Annotated in this window: 19 protein-coding genes; 4 read left to right on the top strand and 15 right to left on the bottom strand. The window is 69.2% G+C overall.

Annotation, left to right across the window (positions count from 1 at the left end):
• Positions 1–46: 46 nt before the first annotated feature.
• A complete protein-coding gene (locus AC6LJ9_RS03505; protein ID WP_498146436.1) occupies positions 47–853 on the top strand; it encodes a LacI family DNA-binding transcriptional regulator in 807 nt (268 codons plus the stop codon).
• 117 nt (positions 854–970) lie between these two features.
• On the opposite strand, the gene AC6LJ9_RS03500 is transcribed toward AC6LJ9_RS03505, so the two are convergent.
• From AC6LJ9_RS03500 to AC6LJ9_RS03455, 10 genes are all read right to left on the bottom strand, one after another.
• Positions 971–1,708: a tetratricopeptide repeat protein gene (locus AC6LJ9_RS03500; protein WP_498146435.1), complete on the bottom strand. Its 738-nt coding sequence runs from the start codon at positions 1,706–1,708 to the stop codon at positions 971–973.
• Positions 1,709–1,767: 59 nt separating this feature from the next.
• A complete protein-coding gene (lipB, locus tag AC6LJ9_RS03495; protein WP_212319206.1) occupies positions 1,768–2,439 on the bottom strand; it encodes a lipoyl(octanoyl) transferase LipB in 672 nt (223 codons plus the stop codon).
• A gap of 12 nt (positions 2,440–2,451) precedes the next feature.
• Entirely contained in the window at positions 2,452–2,724 is a 273-nt protein-coding gene (locus AC6LJ9_RS03490) for a YbeD family protein (RefSeq protein WP_103271641.1), read from the bottom strand.
• 109 nt (positions 2,725–2,833) lie between these two features.
• Positions 2,834–3,700 (bottom strand): D-amino acid aminotransferase, encoded by an 867-nt coding sequence (locus AC6LJ9_RS03485; protein ID WP_498146434.1) that lies wholly within the window; start codon positions 3,698–3,700, stop codon positions 2,834–2,836.
• Between the two features lie 344 nt (positions 3,701–4,044).
• A complete protein-coding gene (locus AC6LJ9_RS03480; RefSeq protein ID WP_103271643.1) occupies positions 4,045–5,301 on the bottom strand; it encodes a D-alanyl-D-alanine carboxypeptidase family protein in 1,257 nt (418 codons plus the stop codon).
• A 162-nt stretch (positions 5,302–5,463) separates the two neighbouring features.
• Positions 5,464–6,117 carry an alpha/beta hydrolase gene (locus AC6LJ9_RS03475; RefSeq protein WP_498146433.1) on the bottom strand — a complete coding sequence of 218 codons (654 nt, stop codon included), beginning with the start codon at positions 6,115–6,117 and terminating at the stop codon, positions 5,464–5,466.
• Between the two features lie 36 nt (positions 6,118–6,153).
• Complete coding sequence (locus AC6LJ9_RS03470) at positions 6,154–6,741, bottom strand: ABC-type transport auxiliary lipoprotein family protein (RefSeq protein WP_498146432.1); 588 nt, start codon at positions 6,739–6,741, stop codon at positions 6,154–6,156.
• The gene (locus tag AC6LJ9_RS03465) at positions 6,738–7,694 is read right to left on the bottom strand and encodes an MlaD family protein (RefSeq protein WP_212319179.1); all 957 of its coding nucleotides are present in this window, start codon (positions 7,692–7,694) and stop codon (positions 6,738–6,740) included. Before AC6LJ9_RS03465 ends, AC6LJ9_RS03470 begins: the two co-directional genes overlap by 4 nt.
• Positions 7,681–8,520, bottom strand: a complete 840-nt coding sequence (locus AC6LJ9_RS03460; protein ID WP_498146431.1) for an ABC transporter ATP-binding protein — start codon at positions 8,518–8,520, stop codon at positions 7,681–7,683. Before AC6LJ9_RS03460 ends, AC6LJ9_RS03465 begins: the two co-directional genes overlap by 14 nt.
• Positions 8,521–8,533: 13 nt before the next feature.
• The gene (locus AC6LJ9_RS03455) at positions 8,534–9,667 is read right to left on the bottom strand and encodes an MlaE family ABC transporter permease (protein ID WP_498146430.1); all 1,134 of its coding nucleotides are present in this window, start codon (positions 9,665–9,667) and stop codon (positions 8,534–8,536) included.
• A gap of 163 nt (positions 9,668–9,830) precedes the next feature.
• On the opposite strand from AC6LJ9_RS03455, the gene AC6LJ9_RS03450 reads away from it, so the two are divergent.
• Genes AC6LJ9_RS03450 through AC6LJ9_RS03440 form a run of 3 tightly spaced genes read left to right on the top strand, consistent with a single transcriptional unit; the run spans position 9,831 to position 11,677 of the window.
• A complete protein-coding gene (locus AC6LJ9_RS03450; protein ID WP_498146429.1) occupies positions 9,831–10,688 on the top strand; it encodes a biotin--[acetyl-CoA-carboxylase] ligase in 858 nt (285 codons plus the stop codon).
• Positions 10,685–11,491, top strand: coding sequence for a type III pantothenate kinase (locus AC6LJ9_RS03445; RefSeq protein WP_498146428.1), 807 nt, complete (start codon positions 10,685–10,687; stop codon positions 11,489–11,491). Before AC6LJ9_RS03450 ends, AC6LJ9_RS03445 begins: the two co-directional genes overlap by 4 nt.
• Before the next feature lie 15 nt (positions 11,492–11,506).
• Positions 11,507–11,677 (top strand): hypothetical protein, encoded by a 171-nt coding sequence (locus AC6LJ9_RS03440; RefSeq protein ID WP_212319168.1) that lies wholly within the window; start codon positions 11,507–11,509, stop codon positions 11,675–11,677.
• A gap of 63 nt (positions 11,678–11,740) precedes the next feature.
• On the opposite strand, the gene AC6LJ9_RS03435 is transcribed toward AC6LJ9_RS03440, so the two are convergent.
• The 5 genes from AC6LJ9_RS03435 to galE form a co-directional block, all read right to left on the bottom strand.
• Positions 11,741–13,012, bottom strand: a complete 1,272-nt coding sequence (locus tag AC6LJ9_RS03435; RefSeq protein WP_498146427.1) for a 3-deoxy-D-manno-octulosonic acid transferase — start codon at positions 13,010–13,012, stop codon at positions 11,741–11,743.
• Position 13,013: 1 nt separating this feature from the next.
• Positions 13,014–14,057 carry a lipopolysaccharide heptosyltransferase I gene (gene waaC, locus AC6LJ9_RS03430; RefSeq protein WP_498146426.1) on the bottom strand — a complete coding sequence of 348 codons (1,044 nt, stop codon included), beginning with the start codon at positions 14,055–14,057 and terminating at the stop codon, positions 13,014–13,016.
• Positions 14,058–14,164: 107 nt separating this feature from the next.
• The gene (locus tag AC6LJ9_RS03425) at positions 14,165–14,959 is read right to left on the bottom strand and encodes a PIG-L deacetylase family protein (protein ID WP_498146425.1); all 795 of its coding nucleotides are present in this window, start codon (positions 14,957–14,959) and stop codon (positions 14,165–14,167) included.
• Entirely contained in the window at positions 14,949–15,800 is an 852-nt protein-coding gene (locus AC6LJ9_RS03420; RefSeq protein ID WP_498146424.1) for a GNAT family N-acetyltransferase, read from the bottom strand. Before AC6LJ9_RS03420 ends, AC6LJ9_RS03425 begins: the two co-directional genes overlap by 11 nt.
• Before the next feature lie 148 nt (positions 15,801–15,948).
• Positions 15,949–16,986 (bottom strand): UDP-glucose 4-epimerase GalE, encoded by a 1,038-nt coding sequence (gene galE / locus AC6LJ9_RS03415; RefSeq protein WP_498146423.1) that lies wholly within the window; start codon positions 16,984–16,986, stop codon positions 15,949–15,951.
• Between the last annotated feature and the right edge of the window lie 11 nt (positions 16,987–16,997).

Below are 16,997 nucleotides of genomic sequence, written 5' to 3'. Positions count from 1 at the left end.
GCGCCTGGGTTATCGTCACGGCTGTCGTTTTCCTTGACTCGCGCCCATGTCCGCAACACCCCGCCCCATCGCCCTGATCGCCCCTCGCCTGGACACGGGGCCGGCGGCGCAAGCCGCCCAGGCCTGCGCCGGCATCCTGGCCGGCGCGGGCTACTACCTGGCGGCCGGTCCCTGGCATGAGCCGGCATCGGGGCCAGGACTGCATGCGCTGGCCCCGGCCGCCGCGCTAAGCCTTGGACCGGTGGACCCTCCCGGCCTGCGCGCCGCCCTGGCGGCGCTGGAAATCCCTGTCGTGGAAACCTGGGCGGCGCCCGCCGGCCCGCTGGACAGCGCCGTGCTGCTCGCCAATGCCGAATCGGGCCGCCTGGCTGCCCGCCATTTCGCCGACAAGCGCTACGCGCGCGTCGCCTGCGTCAGCGCCGACACGCCGTGGGAACGCGAGCGCCGCCAGGGTTTCCTCGACGCCGCGCGGACGCTGGGCCTGGAACTGGCAGCCGACATCGTGCAGCCCGAGGCCTGGCAGCTGAACGACGGCCGGATGGCCTTCCTGCGGCTGCTAGCCACCAATACCCTGTTCGACGCCGTGTTCGCCAGTTCGGACCTGCTGGCCGCCGCCTGCGTGTCCGAGGCCCACAACCGCGATCTGCATGTGCCGCAGGATGTCGCGGTGCTGGGGTTTTCGGAGGACGGCAGCGCGGCGCAGTGGGCGCCGGGCCTGAGCACCCTCACGGCCAGCGCGGCGGAGGTGGGCCGGCGCGCCGGCCTGCTGCTGCTGGAACGGCTGGCGGGCGATCGCGGACCGGGCGCGCGCATCATGCTGGAGGCGGTCCTGGAAGCGCGGCTCAGCACCTGAGCGCTGCAGGCTGCCGCACCGACGATGCGGCAGGCACGAAGCAGGCTGCGTGACCGACCTTCGCCCAGCCACGCGAACCGCTCGGCGTCCGGCGCAAAGCCGCCGGACGGAGCCGGATTACGCGCCCTGGACGGTGGCTGCGCCGTAGCGCGCCGCTTCGCCCATGTCCCGCAACATGGCATCCGCTTCGCGCAGGAAGGCTGGCGTGGCGGTCTGGGGCACGCGGTCCAGCCAAGGCTTGGCCTCGTCGCGCCGGCCGCGTTGCAGCAGCAGCCGGCCCAGATGGAACATGCCCCGAAAATCGCCGCCCTCGGCGGCGCGCCGGTAGCAGTCGAACGCCTGCTCCAGATCCCGCGGCACGACGCTTCCGGCCTCGTGGAAACGCCCCACCACGCCGATGGACTTCACGTGCCCGGACTGCGCCGCGCGCTGGTACAGGGCCAGCGCGGCGGCCGGATCCTGCGCCACGCCGCCGCGGCCATCGCGCAGCATGTGGGCGTAGTTGTACATGCCCCAGTCCAGGCCGCGATCGGCGGCCAGCCGGAACCAATAGGCGGCCACGGTCTCGTCGCGCGCCACGCCCCAGCCGTTCTCGTAGCAGCGGCCCACCATGTTGATGGACATGAGGTGATCGGCCTGCGCGGCGCGCTTGAACCAGCCCAGCGCGGCCTCGGCGTCGCGCGCCATGCCATGGCCGTCGAGCAGCATCTGGCCCAGGATGGCCTGGGCCTCCAGCAGCCCCAGGTCGGCGGCGGCCTGGATCCAGGCGGCGTAGGCCTCTGGCGGACCGGCGCGCAGCGCGGCGAGCTGCTCGGGCGTGGTGGCGGAAATGTCTGCCGCGGTGATGGGTTTCATGTTGGACGAGAAGGATCTGGCGGGACGGCGGATGGCGGGGGCTGCGTCTGAACCGGCGTTCAGACGGGGCTACAGGCGGGTTCGCCGCCGACCGCCGTGGGCCGTGCGCGGCGCCAGGCGGCAACCAGATTGCGCGCCAGCGCCTCGCCCACGTCCGCCAGCTCGCGGCGCACGCCGCAGGCCGCCATGTCGACGGTGCGCAGGCCGGCGTAGCCGCAGGGATTGATGCCCAGAAAGGGCGCCAGGTCCATGTCCACGTTCAACGACACCCCGTGATAGGCGCGGCCGTTGCGGATCTTGATGCCCAGCGCGGCGATCTTGGCCAGCTCGCCGCCGCCGTCGGGATCCGGCACATACACGCCCGGCGCGCCGGGCTTGCGGCAGGCCCCCGCCACGCCGGCCCCGGCCAGCGTATCGATGACCGCGCCCTCGAGCAACGTGACGTATTCCTTGACGTACATGTCAACGCGCCGCAGGTCGAACAGCGCATAGGCCATGACCTGGCCCGGGCCGTGATACGTGACCTGCCCGCCCCGGTCGCAATGCACGATGGGGATGCCATCGGGATTGAGCACATGCTCGGGCGAGCCCGCCTGCCCCAGCGTGTAGACCGGCGCGTGCTCGCAGAGCCAGATCTCGTCCGGCGTGTCGGCGCCGCGCAGGTTGGTGTAGTCCTGCATGTCGCGCCAGACCGACAGGTAGTCGGCCGGACTCGCGAGCCACTTGATCACAGCCATGCCGGCCTAGATGACGATCGACACCATGGGGTGGCCATGCAGCGCGCGGTACAGCGCATCGAGCTGTTCGCGCGAGGTGGCGCGCACGGTGAAGGTCAGCCCCATGTAGTTGCCGCCCTTGCTGGGCCGCATCTCGACAGTGGCGGCGTCAAAGCCCGGGTCGAACTGCAACACCAGCTCGGTCAGCGTCTGGGCCAGCTCGGGATGCTGCTTGCCCATGACCTTGATGGGAAAGTCGCTGGGGTACTCGATGAGGGATTCTTCGGGCGGGATGTGCATGATGGAAGCCTGATGTGAAACCCACCCGCGTAGCGATGCCCGTCCAGGCGTCGCGGGTGGTGCGCCAGCACCGACGAAAGCGTGGGAACTGGCGCGTGCTGCGGCCTGCTTACAGGCCGGCGATGCGGGCATCATAACCCGCGCGCAGGCGCTCATAAACGGGGCCAGGCTTGCCCGAACCCACCGGCTTGCCGTCCAGTGCCACCAGCGGCAACACTTCCTTGGTGGCCGAGGACATCAGCAGTTCGTCGGCGTTTTCCACTTCCTCGCGGGTGATGCGGCGCGACTCGAAGGGGATGCCGGCCTCGGCGGCCAGCTCCCCCATCAGGCCGTAGCGGATGCCTTCCAGGATCAGGTTGTTCTTGGGCGGGGCCAGCAGCTTGCCGCCGGACACCACCCAGACGTTGGTGGACGCGCCTTCGGTCAGGAAGCCGTCGCGGAACTGCACCACTTCATCGACCTGCGCATCCACGGCCTGCTGCTTGGCCAGCACATTGCCCAGCAACGACACGGACTTGATCTCGCAGTGCAGCCAGCGCTCGTCGGGAATGCTGATGGCCGTCATGCCGCTGGCGCGCTGCGCGGCCGACGGCGGCGCCCAGGGCGAGACCATGCCGAACACCGTGGGCGGCACGGGCACGGCGGGGAACTGGTGATCGCGCTTGGCCACGCCGCGCGTCACCTGCAGGTAGACGATGCAGGTCTCCTGGGTATTGCGGGCCAACAGCTCATTGACCAGCTTGACCCAGCCGTCCCGGTCGTGGGGCGAGGCGATGCGCAGCGCCGCCAGGCTGCGATCCAGACGGTTCAGGTGCTCGGCCATGCGGAAGGCCTTGCCGTGGTACACCGGCACGACTTCATAGATGCCGTCGCCGAAGATGAAGCCCCGGTCCAGCACGGAGATCCTGGCCTCGTCGATACGCAGGAAATCACCATTGAGATAAGCCTGGCTGTCGCCCTGCACGCCCGGAATCATGAAACCCCCAAGAATATGAATTGGACAGGGCCACGCCGCCCGGCGCGCGCCCAAATGGAGAACGGGCGCCCCCGAAGGGAAACGCCCGTAGCAAGCTTACACCCGCGCCGCCAACGGCGGCGCAGAAACGATGAGGTTCTTCAAAGTGGGAACTTCAAATCACAAAGCCACGAGACAGCACAACCACAGCCAAGAACACTCAAGAGAGTTCGAGGCACGCCCCCCGCCAGCCACCACCGCCCCACAAGCGGGGCCACACGGATCCGGCTCCGCCGGTCCGTAGTGGCGCCCCCTCGAGGGGGGCCCGCCTAGGGGGAAGCGCCAAAGGCGCTTCGGGGGTGAGCCTAATTGAACCAGCGCTTGACGGTATCGACCATGCGGCCGAAGAAGCCCGCGCGCTCGACCGCGTCCTGCACCACCAGCGGCTCGGTGCGCAGCACCTTGCCGTCCAGCGTGAATTGCAGGGTGCCGACCTGCTGGCCCTTGGCCAGCGGCGCGATCAGCGGATCGTTGCGCTGCGCCACCGGCTTGAGCTCGCCGGCCTTGCCGCGCGGCACGGCGATCGAGACCGGGTTGGGCGGGCCGAGCTTGACGGTTTCGACGGTGCCTTCCCAGACGCGGGCGTCGATGCCCGGCTGGCTCTTGTCGAACAGCTTGACCGTGTCGAAGTTCTGGAAACTCCAGTTCAGCAGCTTCAGGCTTTCCTCGGCGCGGGTCGCTTCGCTATCGGTACCCACCACCACCACCAGGATGCGGCGGTCGCCGCGCATGGCGGTCGACACCAGGCAGTAGCCGGCCGAATCGGTGTGGCCGGTCTTCATGCCGTCGACCGACGGGTCGGCCCACAGCAGGCGGTTGCGGTTGGGCTGGGTGATCTTGTTGTAGGTGTAGCTCTTCTGCTTGTAGTAGTGGAAGAACTGCGGATGGTCGGTGATCAGGTGCGAGGACAGCGTGGCCAGGTCGCGCACGCTGGTGGTGTGCTGCGGATCGGGCAGGCCGGTGGCGTTCATGAAGTGCGTGCTCTTCATGCCCAGGCGCTCGGCTTCCTGGTTCATCAGCGCGGCGAAGGCGGTCTCGCTGCCGCCCACGGCCTCGGCCAGCGCGACCGAGGCGTCGTTGCCCGACTGCACGATCATGCCCTGGTTCAGCTCGTCCACCGTGACCGGCTTGCGCGGCTCGATGAACATGCGCGAGCCGCCGGTGCGCCAGGCGTGCTCGGACACGGGCACGGTCTGCTCCAGCGTCAGGCGCTTTTCCTCGAGCGCATTGAAGACCACGTAGGCGGTCATGATCTTGGTCAGCGAGGCCGGCTCGACCTTCTGGTCCGGGTTGGACGCGGCCAGCAGCTGGCCGCTGTTCACGTCGATGACGATCCAGGCCCTGGCGGCGATGGTGGGCGCGGGCACGGCCGACACGTCGCCCACCGGCACCACTCCCGTCGTCGCCGGCACGGCGGCCGCGGGTGCGGTCGCGGCGGCGGGCGCCTGTTGCTGCGCCAGGACCGGCGCGCCGGCGGCGAGCAGCGCGGCCAGCACGGCGCCCGACAGGGCACGGCGGGCAAAGACAACGGGGGATTGGGCGGAGTAAGGCAAATTCTTCATCGGCAACGTGGGTCCAGGAAAGACGCCCGCCGGCGCGGGGCAAGTGGCTGACAATTATAGGCAGTCGATAGGACCCGTCCCGCGCGCGGGGGGTTCCCCGCGTGCTCCAACATGCAACCTGTTGCAACGCCGCGCGGCCGCGGCGCCGCGGTCAGGCGCCCGTCAGCCCAGCGCGACCGTCAGGCGCGCCTGCACCAGTTCGCGCAGCACCAGCAGCTTGCCATGGAAGAAATGCGAGGCGCCCGGGATCACGACCACCGGGATCGAGCGCGGCCGGGCCCAGTCCATGGCCTCGGACAGCGGCACGACTTCGTCCTGCTCGCCATGCACCATCAGCGTGTCGCCCGGCACCTGCACCTCGTGCGACTGGAACCGGTTCACTGCCGGGCCCATCAGCATCAGCGCCGAGGGCAGCGGCGCATCGCCCTGCTCGGCCAGCGCCGCATAGGTCTGCGCGGCGACGGCGGTGCCGAAGGAAAAGCCGGCCAGCACCCAGGGTGCCTGCGCCAGCTCGGGCAGCTGCTCGCGCACCTGCGTCACCAGGGCCAACATGTCGCGGGTCTCGCCCACGGACTTGTCGAATTCGCCTTCGGACAGACCGACGCCGCGAAAGTTGGGGCGCACCGCGACCAGGCCATGCTGCACGCAGGCCCGCGCGATGGTGGTGACCACCTTGTTCTCGCGCGCGCCGCCTTGCAGCGGATGCGGGTGCAGCACCAGCGCCCAGCCCCGCGGCGTGCCGTCGGGCCAATCGACGGCGCAATCGATGCGGCCAGCGGCGCCGGTGTAAGCCAGGGTTTCGGTGCGTGCGGACATGGGCGGACTCAAGCGGTGTAGCGGAAAGCAGCGATGTTAACCGGCGGACGGCAGCGCGGTCGCCAGCCATTGCGCCAGCTGGTCGGCGGCGTCGTCGGTCGCCTGGCGCAGCGCGGCCACGCCGCCGGCCGCGTCCTGCGTCGGCGCGGGCGCCTGGACGGCGATGCGGGTCTGGCCCAGCACCTTGTGCCCGTTCACCAGCACCGCCTGCAGCACCACGCGGCCCTGGCTGGATGCGCCGTCCGGCGCGAAGACCTGTTCAAACTGCTGCAGCTGGACCTGCAGCTGCGGCGTCTGGCCGTTGACCCGTTCGCCCAGCACCGCCCCCTGGCGCGACAGGCGCTCGGTCAGGCGCTGGCGCACCAGGTCCGACGGCGAGGAAGCCCAGCGGTAAGTGGCATAGGATTTGGGCGCCGCGCTGTCGCCGACGCGCCAGATGATGCCGGTGTCCGACAGCGCGGGCACCGATGTGTAGGCCAGTGCGATCGGCGCGCGCGCCGGCAACTGCAAGGCGGGCCGCAGGTCGGCCCCAAGATCGAACACGGATGGCGGCGTGCCGACGCGGCCCACGCCGCAGCCGGCCAAAGCCAGCGTCAAGACCAGAAACGCGCTGCGCATCTTCATTTGGACGTGCTCCCAAAGCCGGCGAATCCGGCTTCGCCGGGTCCGGGCGCCGCCGGCGCGGGGCCGAACAGCAAGGATTGCGGCGTGCTGTCCACACGGCGCAGGGTGGAGGTGGCGCCGCGGGCGGCCTGGCCGATGTTCTGGGCCATGCCGGTAATGGCCGGCAGGGTCTCGCCGTCCAGTCGCGCCGCGGCCGACGCGATGTCGCTCAGGCTGCGGGAAGCAACGGCCAGCGGACCGTCGGGCGCGTTCAGGCGGGCCAGGGACTGGCGCGCCTGCTGCGCCAGATCGCCCACTTCGCGCGCGGCGCGGCCGGCCTGGCGCGAGGCGTCGCCCAGCGAATCGACCAGCGGCCCGATCTTGGCCATGGCCGGCTGCAGCTCGCGGCTGGCGTTCTTGAGCGACTCGGTCAGCTCGCCGGCGTTGCGCAGCGCCGTGCCCAGCGCCTGCACGTTCTGCTCGCTCAGCACCAGCTTGAGTTGGTTGGTTGCTTCCTCGACGTTCGAGATCAGCTTGCCGCCGCGCTGCTCGAGCCGTTCGAAAAAGCCCGGCCGCAGCGGAATCGCGGCGGGCTGCGCCGCGGTCGAGGTCAGCCGCTTGAGCGAGCTGCCGTCGTCGCGCAGCTCGACGTTGGCCAAGCCCGTCACGCCCTGCACGCCCAGTTCGGCCCAGGTCGATTCGGTGATCGGCGTGGACGGCGCCACGCCGATGCGGATGCGCACCTGGCCCGGCTTGTCCGGGTTCAGCGCCAGCGACTGCACCTTGCCCACCGGCACGCCCTGGTAGCGCACGGTCGACTGCGAGTTCAGGCCGCTGACGGCGGTGGCGGAGACGATTTCATATGGCTGCAGCTGGGTCCGGTCCCGTCCGATCCAGATGGCCACCAGCGCGGCGGCGGCCAGCAAAACCAGCGTGAAGATACCGGCCATGAGCGCATGACTACGGTTTTCCATGTTGCAATCCCTTCGGCGCCAGATCCCCGAGCGCGCGCAGGCCGCGTTCGCCCAGGAAGAATGTATGAATGAACGGGTGGTCGAATTTCAGGACTTCCGGCACCGTGTCGCACACGATCACCCGCTTGTCCGCCAGCACCGCCACGCGCGTGGCCAGCGCCAGCAGCGTGTCCAGGTCGTGCGTCACCATGACAACGGTGAACCCCAGCTGCCGGTGCAGGCTGCGCACCAGGTCGACGAACTCGTCCGAGCGCAGCGGATCCAGCCCCGCGGTGGGCTCGTCCAGGAACACCAGCTCGGGATCCAGCGACAGCGCGCGCGCCAGCGCCACCCGCTTGACCATGCCGCCGGACAGGTCCGACGGCCGCTTGCCGGCGTCCTGCGCCGACAGGCCCACCATGGCCAGCCGGCACATCACCACGTCGTGCACCAGATCCTCGGGAATGGTGCGCAGTTCGCGCAGCGGCAGGGCCACGTTGTCGTACACCGACAGCGCCGAGAATAGCGCCCCGGCCTGGAACAGCATGCCCCAACGGTACGACAGGCGCCGCCGCTCGGCCGGCGCGAGGTCGAACAGGGACTGTCCCAGCACCCGCACGACGCCGGCCGCCGGCCGCTCCAGGCCGATGATCTGCCGCAACAACACCGTCTTGCCCGTGCCCGAACCGCCCACCAGCACCATGATCTCGCCGCGAAAGACGGTCAGGTCCAGGTTGTCGTGCACCACGTGGTCGCCGAAGGCCGTGCGCAGGCCGCGCACCGAGATCACCGGTTCCGTGGTGACGCCGTCCTCGGCGAACAGGCGGTTCTGGGTCGCGGCGTTCATCGGCCCCGTCCCATCAGATGCCCACCGTGCTGAAAATCACCGCGTACAGGGCGTCCAGCAGGATCACTCCCGTGATGGACGTAACCACGGAAGTGGTGGTGCCGCGCCCCAGGCTTTCGGTATTGGGCTGGATGCGCAGGCCGAAATGGCAGGCGATCAGCGCGATCAGCACGCCGAAAGTCACTCCCTTGAGAATGCCAATCCAGTAATTGGTGAGCGAGATCGCGTCCGGCAACGAGGTCAGGAACCATTGCGCCGACACGCCCAGCTGCGCCTGCGCCGCCAGCATGCCGCCCAGCAACGCCATGGCGTCGGTCCACAGCACCAGCAGCGGCATGACCACCGCCAGCGCCACGACGCGCGGCAGGATCAGGCGCTGCCCGTGCGAGATGCCCATGACCAGCATGGCATCCAGCTCCTGGGTCACCCGCATCACGCCGATCTGGGCGGTGATGGCCGAGCCCGAGCGGCCCGCCACCAGGATGGCGGCCAGCACCGGCCCCAGCTCGCGCACGATGGACACGCCCAGCAGGCGCACGATGAAGCGGTCGGCGCCGACCATCTGTAATTGCTGCGCCGACAAATAGGACAAGACGACACCGATCAGAAAGCCCACCAGCGCCGTGATGCCCAGCGCCTGCGCGCCGGCCCGGTATACCTGGGCCGAGATCTCTCGCCACGGCCCCAACCGAGGGCGGCGCAGCATGGCACCCAGGTCCAGGATCAGCTGTCCCAGCATGATGAGCAGCGCGCGGCCATTGCCGGCCGCGCGGAACACGGCATCGCCCACGGCGCGCACCCAGCCCCAGGGATCTTCCTTGGCCGGCACATCGCGGGTGCCGCCCTTGTTCAGGGAAAGCGCGTTGAACACGTCCTGCTGGCCGGCCGCCCAGCGCACGCGATCCGGCAGGCGTTCGCCCCAGGCCTGCCAGATCAGCAGCGCGCCGATGGTGTCCAGCCGGCTGATGCCGTGCAGGTCCCAGCGCACGCCTTCGCCGCCCGCGGCGCGGGCCATGGCCTCGCGCCGGCGCTCGACCTCGCCGGGCTGGGCCAGCGCCAGCACGCTCCAGTCTCCCGCCACATGGCACACCCCGCCTTCCTTGCGGAAAGACGCGGCGCCGGGCGGACATGGGTTGGAATGGGGCATAGGGAGGACACACCGATGCAAAAAATGTATCCGCCATCATATACGCTGCCGCGTTTCACTCGCGAGGCATCACTGGCGCCTCGCAGAGACCCGGCGGTCATACGGGGAACGGCCCGGGCCGCCTTTTGCCGGGATCCGGCGCTCCTGCCCTACAATCGCGGGCATGCCCGTTCAAGACCCATACGCCGCGCTGCCCGCGCCCGAAGCCCTGGCCCGGGAACTCGGCTCGCGCCTGCCCGCCTTTCAAGACGTCGCCTGGACGGCCAGCACCGGCTCGACCAATGCCGACCTGCTGGGCCGCGCCCGCGCCGGACAGGGCGCCGGCAAGCCCTGGCTGCTGGGCACGCACCTGCAGGAAACCGGCCGCGGGCGGGCCGGCCGCCCCTGGCAGAACCGCTCGGGCGCGACCCTGATGTTCTCCTGCGCCTTCGACGTGCACCTGCCCGCCGCCCAGCTGCCCGCGCTGTCCCCGCTGGCCGGGGTCGCCGCCTGTGAGGCGCTGCGGTCCGTCGCGGGTCCCGGTTCGCGGCCCGGTCTGTGCATGAAATGGCCCAACGACGTCCAGTGGGGCGATGCCAAACTGGCCGGCGTGCTGGTGGAAACCACCCGCAACCCGGGCGGCGCGGACACCGGCTACACCGTGGTCATCGGCATGGGCGTGAACCTGATCGACGCCGACGCGCTATCACTGGCCCTGGGCCGCGACGTGGCCGACTGGACCCGCGTGGCCGCGCAATCGGACGCCCGGCCCTCGACGCCCGCGGATCTGGTCTGCGCCTCGGCCATGGCCTGGCACGACGCGGTGCGCACGCTGGAACGCGAGGGCTTCGGCGCCTTCGCGCAACGCTACGCCGACGTGGATGCGCTGGCCGGACGGCCGGTGAACGTGCTGGACAAGGGCACCGTGCTGATGAGCGGCACCGCCCGCGGCGTCGACGCGCAAGGCCGGCTGCTGCTGCGCACGGAGGCCGGCGACATGCCCGTCTCGGTCGGCGAAATCTCGATTCGGCCACAAGCATGATCATTCTCATCGATTCCGGCAACAGCCGCCTGAAGGTCGGCTGGCTCGACGCCAGCAATCCCGACATGCCGCGCGAGCCGGCCGCCGTCGCGTTCGACGGGCTGGACCTGGCGGCGCTGGACCGCTGGCTGGATGGGCTGCCCCGCCGCCCGCTGCGCGCCCTGGGCGTGAACGTGGCCGGCGACGCGCGCGGCGCGGCCATCGCCGAGATCCTGCTCAAGCGCGGCTGCGCCGTGACCTGGGCCCGCTCGCAGCCCAGCACGCTGGGGCTGACCAACGGCTACCGCCAGCCGGCCCAGCTGGGCTCGGACCGGTGGGCTTCGCTGCTGGGCGTGCTGTCGCGCCTGCCCGGCGCGCATCCGCCCTTCCTGCTGGCCAGCTTCGGCACCGCCACCACCATCGACACCGTGGGCCCCGACAACGTATTCGTCGGCGGCCTGATCCTGCCCGGCCCCGCCATGATGCGCAACGCGCTGGCCCACGGCACCGCCAACCTGCCGGTCGCCGACGGCCGCGTCGTCGCCTATCCCGCCGACACGCACGAGGCGATCGCCTCCGGCATCGCCGCCGCGCAGGCCGGCGCGGTGGTACGCCAATGGCTGGCCGGCCGCCAGCGCTATGGCGAAACCCCGCAGATCTTCGCCGCGGGCGGCGGCTGGCCCGAAGTCCACCAGGAAATCGAGCGCCTGCTCGCCGACGCCGGCGGCGCCTTCGGCGCCACGCCCGTGCCCGTCTACCTGGACCACCCAGTGCTCGACGGCCTGGCCGCCATGGCCCGCGCCACGGCCGGCCATCCGGACTGAAGGGACGAACCGTCCATGCGCGTGCTGTTCATCCTGATCCTGCTGGCGAACCTGTGGGCCTATGCGCTGGGACAGGGCATGCTGGGCATGCGTCCCGAAGACGAGGGCCGCGACGCGCGGCGCCTGAACCAGGAATTGAACGCCGGGGCGGTCACGCTCACCGGCAAGGCCGCGCCGCAGCACTGACGGCCGAGCGCCACGCCCCTCCCCCCCGGAGATGTCATGCCGCCCGGGCACTGGGCGGCGCGCTCAGGCCAACCAGGGCGACAAGGCGTCCATCGTGCGCGCCACGGCGCCGGCATGCGTCTCGAACCACGCCCGCCCGGCCCGCCCCATCGACTGGCGACGCACATCGTCTTGCAGCAATGCCAGCGCGGCCTGCACCGCCTGCCCGGCGTCGGCCGCGCGCAGGACGCCGCCGGCCTCGATGGCCTCGATCGCCGCCTGCTGGAAATTGAACGTATGCGGTCCCACGATGACGGGCACCGCGGCCGCGCAGGCCTCGATCAGATTCTGCCCGCCCAGCGGCGCGAAGCTGCCGGCGACGATCGCCACATCGCAGGCCGCGTAGTAGAAAGCCATTTCGCCCAGGCTGTCGCCCAGCAGCACTGCCGTGTCCGGACCCGGCGATACATCCCGGGAACGCCGGACAAAGGGCAGCCCGGCCTCGTCCAGCAGGCCCGCCGCTTCGTCGAAGCGCTGCGGATGCCGGGGAATCAGCAGGAACAAGGGCGCGCCCGGCAGGGCCGACGCGCGCTTGATCGCCTCGATGAAAGCCGCATCCTCGCCTTCGCGCGTGCTGGCCACGGCCACGACCGGCCGGCCCAGCGCCGCGCGCCACTGGCGTCCGGCGTCCACGCGCGCCGACGGCAGCGCCAGGTCGAATTTCAAACTGCCTGTCACCACCGCCCGGGGCGCGCCTGCCTGCCGCAACCGCTCCGCGTCCTGCGGCGTCTGCGCCAGCACCAGGTCCAGGCCTGCCAGCGCTTCGCGCATCACCGCGCCCATGCGGCGGGCCTGGCGCAGCGACGATTCGGAATAGCGGGCGCTGACCAGGCCCATCGGCACCCGCGCGCGGCGCGCCGCGGCCAGCAGGTTCGGCCAGATTTCGCGTTCGATCAACAGGCCGCAGCGCGGCCGCCAGCGCGCCAGGAAACGGCGGGTGGCGCCGGGAAAGTCGTAGGGCAGCCAGGCCTGGCGCAGTTGGCCGCTCGCAACGGCGGCCGGGAACAGCCGTTCGCCTTCCGCCCGTCCCGTGGCCGTGATGTGGGTCAGCAGCACCGGCAGGCCTCGGTCCAGCAAGGCTTGCAGCAGCGGCTGCGCGGCGCGCGTCTCGCCCAGGCTCACGGCATGCACCCAGACGGGCGAGGCGAACGAGGCCGGTGGCGCTGCGCCGCGGCCGAAACGTTCGGCGGAGAAAATCTGCCAATGCCCGCCGGCGCGGCGCGCCCGATGGGCCATCCAGAGCCAGACCAGGGGCGAGGCGGCCCGCAGCGCCAGGGTATAGACACCGCGGTTCATGTCATTTGGCGGCCAGCGCCTGCTCGACCGATGCCATGACCGCCTCGCGCGAGGGCGAGGCGCCGCGGTCGCCGAGGCTGGCGGTGTAGTTCGAGCCGACCAGCGGCGTGCGGACCGGGGTCGAGGCCCGGTAGATGCCGATCGTGGGGCGGCCCAGCGCGGCGGAAAGATGCGTCAGCCCGCTGTCCAGGCCCACCATGAGACGGGATCCGGCCAGCAGACGGGCAACGTCCGTGAGGCTCATGCGAGGCAAGACCTCGGCGCCGTCCATGCCGGCGACCAGCAGGCGGGCGCGCTCGGCCTCCTGTTCGTTGCCAGCCAGCAGCTTCAGCGCGCAACCGGCGTCGCGCAGGCGGCGGAACACCGCGCGCCAGTCGTCCTCGGGCCAGAGCTTGTCGTCCCGGCTGGCGGACGGCATGACCACGGCATAGCCCCGGTCCAGGTCCAGATGGTGCAGCTTGGGCATGTCGGATACGTTGAGCCCCTCGCTCGGGACATCGTGGACCGTATCGCCGACCGAGCCCGGCCCGCCTTGCCGTGCAAAAGACTGCAAACCGAAGTCTGGCTGCCCGGCATATTGGTAACCGAAGGTCAGCGCCGCCAGCTTGCGCTGGCGGATCACCGCCGGCTGCCAGAACTCCACCTTGTGGCGGACGTTGTAGAACAGGGACGCCAGCGGCTCGCGCGCGGAGCGCCAGTCCAGCCCATGGCGCACGCCGCGCGCCTGGCGCACCAGCCAGGCGGACTTGAGCAGGGCCTGCATGTCCAGCACGATGTCGTATTTCTTGGCGCGCAGGCGCTCGCGCAGCGCCTTGCGCTCGGCCCGCACCTGGGCCGACCACCATGCCTTGCGCCAACGGCGGTGAGCGACCTTGATAACCTCGTTCACGGCGGGGTGCCAGGCGGGGATCTCGGCGAATGCCTCTTCGGCCACCCAGTCGATTTCAGCGTCCGGGACGTGCCGAGCGATATCCGAGATGGCGGGCAGCATGTGCACGAGGTCGCCCAGGGACGAGGTGCGGACAATGAGGATACGAGTGGGCATCAAGACTGACGATCATGCGATTGAAGCAGCGAATGTACAACAAACGCTGCCAGGCATGGCCGAGCCAACGGGGACCGGATCCCCCTTGGGTCGCGCGCCTGGATCATCTACACCAGCCCGCCAAATTTGGCTTGCCACGACTGCACGGACGCCTGCATTTTCTCCCATTGGTAGAACTGCCTCTTCTCGTAGTAGAGCAGTCCGTCGTGCGGCCGTTGCGACAGTCGCCGCAGGTCCATGCCCTGGGTAGCCTGACGTCCGTCAGTGAGATAGTGGATCACGACAAACGGGAACAGGCCGATCCATGTCTTGGCCTGCGAGGGATAGCTCAGGCAGAGCCTCAGGAAACGCAGGCGGTCCGCAAAGGGGACAGCGGTGTATGCCACTGCCCCGTTTTCCGCCAACGGACTGTGAACCCGGAACAGCGGTCCAGGGCAATGGAACGCGTTGTACAGAGCAAACTGGCGGCACTGCGCCAGATGGCCACGCCGCTGCGCGACAGTCGCCACGATTGCGTGCAGCGCGTCATGATCGTGATGCCCTCCCTCCCAGGCAGTCACGTATATGGCCTGAATCGAATCGAATCGGGCCAGCCAGGCGTCTATCCATGCGCCTGCCTGCTCCATGTTCTCGGGCAGGCGCCCGTCCGCGATGGACAAGGCCTCCCCGGCGAACAGGACATCGTCACCGGCCACGCCGAGCTTGCCCAGCACGGCCAGGGATTCGTTGTTCCTGCGGGTCACGGATACGCCGCCGAAGCCCCCGTCGGTGAGATAGCAGCAGATTACGCGCCTGCCCTGGCTACGCTCGTCAAGGATGGCCTGAAAGACGCCAAACTCGTCATCCTGATGAGCGAAGAAGAACAGCGCGACCGGCTCCGAAACGCGAGTCTCAGTATGCATCGAAGTCCAGGAAGGAAAAGGCGACGCCCCCCGCCGCCAAGGGCGCCAAACCGGCCTTCAGGGGGCGGAAAATGAAATTCAGGGGAGATGGGCGAAAGCGCTGCGGAACATTAAAGTACCCGGCGTAGCCGCAAGCATCGCCCGGGTACAGGCCAAGAAACAGCCTTGCCGGGGAGGCGAGGCCCTGGGCTTCCGCAGCCGAGGCCAGTTCGCTGTTTTCCAGGCGCGCGTACACCGGCAAGGCCTTGCCCTTGGCGGCTGCAAAAAAATGGCTTGCCCCGCCACTGGCGCGCGCGGAAATCCTGTTTACCGGATTGGCGCAACGCCAAGCCAGATGCTCCTCGGTCCATACCCGCTGAAATTGCGCGCTGGCCGCCAACCGCGCCTTGTCCACGCCCAGGTTGCCGAGCCCGACACGCGCCTCAAGGGGCTGGACCAACGTAAAGCCAAGCTTGCGAATGAAACCCGGCGTGCTATTGGCATTCGCCACCCCATGGACGGCGTCGAACCCAAGCTCGGCCGCCGCGTCATAAGTGGCCTGCGCCAGCTTGGTAAACAAGCCCTTGCCCTGGAAGGAGGGATGGGTTGCCGTATTCAACGACAGCAGCATCCGGCTCGGCTTGCCGCCATAGGATATGACCGCGGGCACGCACACATAATGAGCCGCGAGCTGCTCGCCTTCCCAGGCGTCGAATCCCACCGCATTGCCCGCGGGATTCTGCGTATACAACCAGTTCAGGGCATCCAGGCCGAATTTGGCCGAAGGCGGGAAACACTGCGCAAAAAGCGATGAATAGCTCTTCAGCGAGTTCTCGTCGAATTGGATAGGTCTGATTTCCATACGTATAAGATGTTGTCGTCCGTGGAGCCCGCTAGGGCGGGCTTGCGCCCGATTCGAGTTTTCGCCGCTACCGCTGCGCCAGCCTGAAAGCCTGCGAGGCCGAAGGAAACAAACAACGCATGGCGGCCTCCCGCCGGTCCCGGCAGGATCAACTGCCGTATCCGTCCGGATTGTTCGACTGCCAGCGCCAGCCGTCAATGCACATCTGCTCGATCGACCGCTCGGCCGTCCAACCCAGCAGCCGGTGGGCCAGCGCAGGATCGGCCCAGGCAGCGGCAATATCGCCAGGCCGCCGGGCCTCCACCTTACAGGAAATGGACACGCCACTGGCCTGTTCGAATGCCCTCACCAGCTGCAGCACGCTGGTGCCCCTGCCAGTTCCAAGATTGATCGCCGAAAAAGGCTCGGACGCCGTTGCGGCGTACTTGACGGCGCACACATGGCCGTCCGCCAGGTCCTCGACATGCAGGTAATCCCGCACGCCGGTGCCATCTTCGGTTTCGTAATCATCGCCATAGATCGACAGGCACTCCCGCTTGCCGACCGCCACTTGCGTGATGAACGGAAAGAGATTGTTCGGCCGGCCTTGTGGCGCCTCGCCCAGCATGCCGCTGGCGTGCGCGCCAATGGGATTGAAATAGCGCAACGCCACGGCCCTGCGCTGCTCGCCCGTCGCGGCCCAGTCCCGCAAGATCTGCTCGACCATCGCCTTGCTCCAACCATAAGGGTTGGTGGGCGCGATCCTGTGCTGTTCCGTATACGGCAAATCGACGGGCTCGCCATATACCGTCGCGGAAGAACTGAACACGATGTTGCGTACACCGGCGCGATCCATCGCCGCCAACAGGGCCACGGTGCCGCCGACATTGTTGTCGTAATAGGCCAGGGGATTCGCCACCGACTCTCCGACAGCCTTGAGCGCGGCGAAATGCACCACGCCGTGCACGGGATGAGCAGCCCCTGCCTGAGCCTGGAACAGGCTGTCCAGCAGATTCGCGTTACGGATGTCGCCCAGCACGAACTCGACCGCCTGCCCGCTCAGCCGCTCCACCCGCCGCAGCACTTCCGGCGAACTGTTCGAATAGTTATCCAGCACGACAAGCCGATATCCAGCCGCCATCAGTGCCAGCAATGTGTGCGAACCGATATAACCGGCTCCGCCAGTGACCAGCAGTGTTTTGTCCATACCTGACCTAT

Source organism: Achromobacter sp. 1011811831 (assembly GCF_059760905.1).
The sequence above is the reverse complement of the archived record's forward strand: the minus strand, read 5'-3'. Positions and strand labels throughout refer to the sequence as shown.